6 protein-coding genes are annotated in these 4,304 nt (G+C 31.2%); 1 reads left to right on the top strand and 5 read right to left on the bottom strand.

What is annotated here, in order from left to right; all coding sequences use genetic code 11:
* Window positions 1-171: 171 nt before the first annotated feature.
* Together A9Y75_RS25095 and A9Y75_RS25090 are read right to left on the bottom strand one after the other, a co-directional pair.
* Window positions 172-594, bottom strand: coding sequence for a type II toxin-antitoxin system VapC family toxin (locus A9Y75_RS25095; RefSeq protein WP_071192511.1), 423 nt, complete (start codon window positions 592-594; stop codon window positions 172-174).
* Window positions 591-965: a hypothetical protein gene (locus A9Y75_RS25090; RefSeq protein WP_071192509.1), complete on the bottom strand. Its 375-nt coding sequence runs from the start codon at window positions 963-965 to the stop codon at window positions 591-593. Before A9Y75_RS25090 ends, A9Y75_RS25095 begins: the two co-directional genes overlap by 4 nt.
* A gap of 759 nt (window positions 966-1,724) precedes the next feature.
* Between A9Y75_RS25090 and A9Y75_RS25085 the strand changes: the two genes are divergently transcribed.
* Window positions 1,725-2,219 (top strand): Imm30 family immunity protein, encoded by a 495-nt coding sequence (locus A9Y75_RS25085; protein WP_071192505.1) that lies wholly within the window; start codon window positions 1,725-1,727, stop codon window positions 2,217-2,219.
* 88 nt (window positions 2,220-2,307) lie between these two features.
* Here the strand turns inward: A9Y75_RS25085 and A9Y75_RS25080 are convergent, their stop codons facing one another.
* The 3 genes from A9Y75_RS25080 to A9Y75_RS25070 form a co-directional block, all read right to left on the bottom strand.
* On the bottom strand, window positions 2,308-2,535 hold the full coding sequence (locus tag A9Y75_RS25080) for a hypothetical protein (protein WP_236721528.1): 228 nt from the start codon (window positions 2,533-2,535) through the stop codon (window positions 2,308-2,310).
* Complete coding sequence (locus A9Y75_RS28035) at window positions 2,532-2,921, bottom strand: hypothetical protein (RefSeq protein ID WP_143046507.1); 390 nt, start codon at window positions 2,919-2,921, stop codon at window positions 2,532-2,534. Before A9Y75_RS28035 ends, A9Y75_RS25080 begins: the two co-directional genes overlap by 4 nt.
* 552 nt (window positions 2,922-3,473) lie before the next feature.
* Window positions 3,474-3,839, bottom strand: coding sequence for a type II toxin-antitoxin system VapC family toxin (locus A9Y75_RS25070; RefSeq protein WP_071192503.1), 366 nt, complete (start codon window positions 3,837-3,839; stop codon window positions 3,474-3,476).
* Window positions 3,840-4,304: the final 465 nt, after the last annotated feature.

The raw sequence follows: 4,304 nt of genomic DNA, 5'->3' as shown, positions 1-4,304 counted from the left end.
ACCAGGATTTAAGGATGTACAGGATTGTTATTTATAGATTTTCTGTGAATATTTAATGATTATAAATTATGATTTAGAGAAAAATATATTTTCTATCATTTACAAAAACCTATATTTTCTAAAAAACATCCTGTTAATCCTCTAATCCTGGGTATCCTGATTCAGACATTTTTAACTAATACTCCAATCTTCCAAACGCAAATTAGGCACTTTTTCAAAATCCTTCCAATTACGAGTTACTAAAATCCCATTAACTGATAATGTAATTGCAGCAATGCGTAAATCTTGAGTACCAACGCGGATTCTTTGCTTAACTAATTCAGTGTAAATATTCCCAGCATCTTCACTAAATTCTAGTAAATTTACATTTCGTAAAAACTCTAGATTAGCCTGAAAATTTGCATAAGCTAATACTAATTTATCCGACGATGAGGCATTTATAATAACATTAAACCTACCACGCAATTGTTCCTCAGCAGTAATTATGGTTATGGCAATTTCTTCAAATTTGACACTATTAACACGCTGTACAATAAATGGATTTCTGCGTTGAAAGAGAGAAACATGATCTGTATCAAGTACCCATAAACTCATTTTATATGCTCCTGATTTTCAATCTGTTGATAATATTCCTCCATTTCTGCATCTAATTCACGACGATATTCTGCTATATATTCTTGCACTTCATCAAAATGTGGATCATCCTCAAACATTCCTGCAAATTTCATCCAAGGATGTTCTGTTTTAGGTGGTTCAATTTCTAAAGTTACTATTTCTGGTTTTCGGGCTTGAAAAAGCTGAATAAGATTATTTAATGCTTCCTCTTTATTCGCACCTAAACCTTGACATTCTGGTAAACTTAATAATGTCGCTTTCACAGTGCCATCTTCTTGATTTTCAATTAACACATCATAAGTTAACTTCGGTGCAATTGTGGAAAGAGCATTTTTAACAGCTAAAATCATGATATTTTTACTCTTATAACTCTGAATTAATTATAACACAATACTTGAACAAAGTTAAAATTATCATCTACATGATTTTAAGATTTTTATTAACAATCGTCAATTTTATATTTTATGAACCGACACAGTACCAAATAGCATTGGATATTTTAAATTCAGCCAAAGAATACTGGGAAGCTAATAATATTCCTATCAAGTTTTTAGTTATTAACAAATAGGTAAAGTCAATTTTTCACTATTTGGAGATTGTTTGTTGTGCAAGCTGAACCGACACAGTACCAAATAGCATTGAATATTTTAAATTCAGCCAAAGAGTACTGGGAAGCTAATAATATTCCTCCTTTTTACCTGATGAAGATAAATGTAATATTCCATCATTCCCAATAGTCGGTTTAAACCGACTTTAGCTTTTAGACAGGGAATTAATTCCCTGGCTTCCTATTTGGAGATTGTTTGTTGTGGTTGTCTGAATCAGGATTACCAGGATTTAAGGATGTACAGGATTGTTATTTATAGATTTTCTGTAAATATTTAATGATTATAAATTATGATTTAGAGAAAAATATATTTTCTATCCTTCACAAAAACCTATATTTCCTAAAAAACATCCTGTAAATTCTCTAATCCTGGATATCCTGATTCAGACAAAGAATTTCGTCAAGGTTTGTATAATAGAGAAATCAGGGAAAGTTTGCAAACATTAATCAGACAGAATAAACGTACTTGGCCATGGATTTTTGAGAAATAAGGGACAAAACAATGAATCAAAATAATTTATTGGCAACCTTGCAAGAAAATCGCTTAATGCAAACAGAAGAACAAGTTACAAATTTTGAAAATGCTTTAGCTGAAATAGCTGAAAGTTCTGATGAAAATAAATTATCTGCCTATCATCTGATTTTAGATGATCAATGTCAACAGCCAGAAGTGATGTTTAGCTTAATTCATTTTCTGGAATCTTTTGATATGGAAAAACAAATTACAGCATTTATTCATGTTGTCCCTCAATTAATGATAACAGCATCAGAATGGACGAGAATTATTCACAACCGGATTTTAAATGATGTATCAGCGTGTGGAGTTTATTGTCACGGTCTAGAATTAATAAATCGTAAAAACCCTCATCATTTTATCTATGATCTGTTAAAAGAAAGTGTTATTAATCATATAGAAAGACCTCGTGGTATTTTAGTAGGAGAACTAGCAGAACCTAATTCTTTGGCAAGACTACAAGTAAATGAGGTCAAGAAATAAAATGCTAAAAATATTGTGGTTTGAGCATCTTGCCCGTCTTTGTGTACATGAATTAAAGGAAAATAGCTGTTATTCTTTAATTTATTTACTAGATACTAAGACTAAATACCAACTGATTAATAAACTGAACTGATGCTGTGCGGTTCACTGCACTTAAAGCATTACCAACTTCTATCAAAACGGCTTCTGTTACCCATACTTCAACGGCATTTTTCACCGTTGGTAATAATGCTTTGGCTTGAGTATGGTATTGATCATTTTTGTTTAGTAGAGCTTGAATAAATACCGTATCTAAAAATAGTTTTTCTTGATTCATTCTATGATTTCGTTGTCATGTTTAGGAGTACCATATAAATAGTGATTATGTTGACTTGACCAATCACTTGGTGCTTCAATAGTTCCTGTTAATGCCTCTAGCACATCCCAATCATTACCTTCATTATTGCGTATTTCTGTAACTTCCATTAAAGGATATTTAGTTTCAGAAGGTTCAATTTCTAAAGTTACTATTTCTGGTTTTCGTGCTTGAAAAAGTTGAATAAGATTATTTAATGCTTCCTCTTTATTCGCACCTAAACCTTGACATTCTGGTAAACTTAATAATGTAGCTTTAACCGTGCCATCTTCTTGGTTTTCAATTAACACATCATAAGTTAACTTCGGTGCAATTGTGAAAAGAGCATTTTTAACAGCTAAAATCATGATATTTTTATTCTTCTAACTCTGAATTGATCATAACATAATACTTGAAAATAGTTAAAATTATCATCTACATGATTTTAAGATTTACAGAATTTTATTAGCAACCGTCCATTTTATATTTGATCATCCTGTTAATCCTCTAATCGGTGGATATCCTGATTCAGACAATTTTACTAACCTATTTCCCCACCATAAATCTATGAATCATAAAGTTTTTTATCTTGATGGTCAAAAAATTAATAGCAAACAAACATTTTTAAAATAAGCTGCTGAAGCAATGGAATTTCCTCAATACTTCGGCGCTAACTGGGATGCTTCCTTGGAGATTTTTCGTTGTGGTTGTCAGATATGGCTAACGCCTCCCGTAAGGGATACAGGATAACCAGGATTTAAGGATGTACAGGATTGTTATTTATAGATTTTCTGTGAATATTTAATGATTATAAATTATGATTTAGAGAAAAATATATTTTCTATCATTTACAAAAACCTATATTTTCTAAAAAACATCCTGTTAATCCTCTAATCCTGGGTATCCTGATTCAGACATTTTTAACTAATACTCCAATCTTCCAAACGCAAATTAGGCACTTTTTCAAAATCCTTCCAATTACGAGTTACTAAAATCCCATTAACTGATAATGTAATTGCAGCAATGCGTAAATCTTGAGTACCAACGCGGATTCTTTGCTTAACTAATTCAGTGTAAATATTCCCAGCATCTTCACTAAATTCTAGTAAATTTACATTTCGTAAAAACTCTAGATTAGCCTGAAAATTTGCATAAGCTAATACTAATTTATCCGACGATGAGGCATTTATAATAACATTAAACCTACCACGCAATTGTTCCTCAGCAGTAATTATGGTTATGGCAATTTCTTCAAATTTGACACTATTAACACGCTGAAAGAGCATTTTTAACAGCTAAAATCATGATATTTTTATTCTTCTAACTCTGAATTGATCATAACATAATACTTGAAAATAGTTAAAATTATCATCTACATGATTTTAAGATTTACAGAATTTTATTAGCAACCGTCCATTTTATATTTGATCATCCTGTTAATCCTCTAATCGGTGGATATCCTGATTCAGACAATTTTACTAACCTATTTCCCCACCATAAATCTATGAATCATAAAGTTTTTTATCTTGATGGTCAAAAAATTAATAGCAAACAAACATTTTTAAAATAAGCTGCTGAAGCAATGGAATTTCCTCAATACTTCGGCGCTAACTGGGATGCTTCCTTGGAGATTTTTCGTTGTGGTTGTCAGATATGGCTAACGCCTCCCGTAAGGGATACAGGATAACCAGGATTTAAGGATGTACAGGATTGTGATTTGTAGATTTTCTGTGAATATTTAATGATTATAA

The organism is Trichormus sp. NMC-1 (assembly GCF_001858025.1).
In the GTDB taxonomy this organism is placed as follows: domain Bacteria; phylum Cyanobacteriota; class Cyanobacteriia; order Cyanobacteriales; family Nostocaceae; genus Anabaena.
The sequence above is the reverse complement of the archived record's forward strand: the minus strand, read 5'-3'. Positions and strand labels throughout refer to the sequence as shown.